The sequence below is a fragment of the Pseudomonas sp. Ps21-P2 genome (genome assembly GCF_039672565.1).
Lineage (GTDB): Bacteria > Pseudomonadota > Gammaproteobacteria > Pseudomonadales > Pseudomonadaceae > Aquipseudomonas.
On record NZ_JBDFPL010000045.1, the window covers coordinates 1 to 813 of the forward strand.

Below are 813 nucleotides of genomic sequence, written 5' to 3' on the forward strand. Positions count from 1 at the left end.
CCTAAGGGAGGGCAGCTCTCCGCCATAACGCCTCACTACCCTAGAGTGATCTATAGCGTTATCGGGCCTTAGCAGTACGAGACCTAGCCCGCCAGGCCTTCCTGCCTCCCCTGGCGGGCTCCTTCCTAGATGTTTCTTGCCTACAGATCCAGACATGTCGCCTGCCTGCCCTGCCCTACGTGCATGAGGTTGTTGTAGCAACACATCTCGCTATGCTTTTATCTATATAGCGATCAATTGTGGTGACCAAGTCTTTGATGAGCGACAGAACCTACCCCTACACCGCATGGCTGCTGACACGGAATTTTCAGTTGCTGGAGGTCGAACTCGTGGACCAAGGATTTGGTAACAGCGCATATGACCGTACTGACAAGGGCCGCAATTAACAAGTTGACGAACTTTTTCTTACGAAAGCCAGGGCCATTGCGTTCGGTGAGGCCAAGCTTGCAGCGCTTGCCGAGGAGCTGGAAAGACGTCAAAGAGGGTTACTGAAGCGACGATTGGAGTTGCAAAGATGCAAATGAAATTGTCTTGCACAAGCATCCGCAAGGGTAGATAGCGGGGCCCTTTGGTAGTCTTTGACCGGAGAGATATCTTGAGCTTGATGGCTTTGTCTAGCAATCAGGCGGTCAGGTGCGCATCTTTTCGGACGTGGTTGAGACCACGACAGTCTGCATTCACCTGCCGCGGTATCTGGAGGAAACTCCCAAGTTCCGGGCAAATCCAGTTGATCAGTGCGCGGTCAGCTTGTGGCAGATGGCTTGCAGCTGAGTCAAGGTGAAATGTCAGCAGTTTTGCTGCTTGACCAACTAC

General features: G+C 52.6%; 1 protein-coding gene. It reads right to left on the reverse strand.

Annotation, left to right across the window (positions count from 1 at the left end):
- Window positions 1-621: 621 nt before the first annotated feature.
- The coding region (locus ABEH28_RS27305; protein ID WP_346631571.1) for a hypothetical protein at window positions 622-813 on the reverse strand (192 nt) is incomplete at its 5' end.